Here is a 1,118-nt window from a genome sequence, read left to right as displayed (position 1 = left end):
TGAATGAAGGCAGCAATGATGTGCAGGTGATGGTCACCGGTGTCGATGCATCCGGTAACGCCACCACGGCAGTCGAGCACAAAAACGTGGTGCTCGATACCCATGCCGAGAACCATGTGCTTATCCAGACAGTGGCCGGGGACAATGTGGTGAACGCCGCCGAGTCCCGGATGCCGACGATGATTTCCGGTGTGGTGAGCGGTGATGCGCAGGCGGGCGATAAAGTCGTCGTCAGCGTTAACGGTCATGAATACCGTGGCGACGTGGTGGCGGATGCCAACGGCCAGTTGCGCTATGAAGTACCGGTCCCGACTCATGCGCTGAATGAAGGCAGTAATGATGTACAGGTGATGGTCACCGGTGTGGATGCGTCCGGTAACACCGCGATTGCGGTTGAGCACCAGAACGTGGTGCTCGACACCCATGCCGAAAACCATGTGCTCATCCAGACCGTGGCCGGTGACAATGTGGTGAATGCCGCCGAATCCCGTATGCCGACGATGATCTCGGGTGTGGTGAGCGGTGATGCGCAGGTGGGCGATCATGTGGTGGTCAGCGTTAACGGTCATGAATATCGCGGCGACGTGGTGGCGGATGCCAACGGCCAGCTGCGTTACGAAGTCCCGGTGCCCACCGCGGCGCTGAATGAAGGCAATAATGACGTACAGGTAATGGTCACCAGTTTGGATGCATCCGGTAACACCGCGATTGCGGTTGAGCACCAGAACGTGGTGCTCGATACCCATGCCGAGAACCATGTGCTCATCCAGACCGTGGCCGGTGACAACGTGGTGAATGCCACCGAGTCCCGGATGCCGACGATGATTTCCGGTGTGGTGAGTGGTGATGCGCAGGCGGGCGATAACGTCGTCGTCAGCGTGAACGGCCATGAATATCACGGCAATGTTGTGACGGATGCCAACGGTCAGCTGCGTTACGAAGTCCCGGTGCCAACCGCGGCGCTGAATGAAGGCAACAATGACGTACAGGTAATGGTCACTGGTGTGGATGCGTCCGGTAACACCGCGATTGCGGTTGAGCACCAGAACGTGGTGCTCGATACCCAGGCACATAATGCCCTGACCATCGACACGGTGGCGGGTGACAACACCGTCAAT

General features: G+C 58.4%; 1 protein-coding gene. It reads left to right on the top strand.

Going from position 1 to position 1,118, the window contains the following annotated elements; translation table 11 throughout:
• Positions 1-1,118, top strand: a 1,118-nt coding sequence (locus M977_RS07125; protein ID WP_157092051.1) for an Ig-like domain-containing protein, incomplete at both ends; no start/stop codon positions are given.

The organism is Buttiauxella gaviniae ATCC 51604, from assembly GCF_001654835.1.
Lineage (GTDB): Bacteria > Pseudomonadota > Gammaproteobacteria > Enterobacterales > Enterobacteriaceae > Buttiauxella > Buttiauxella gaviniae.
This window is presented reverse-complemented; position numbering and strand designations above follow the sequence as displayed.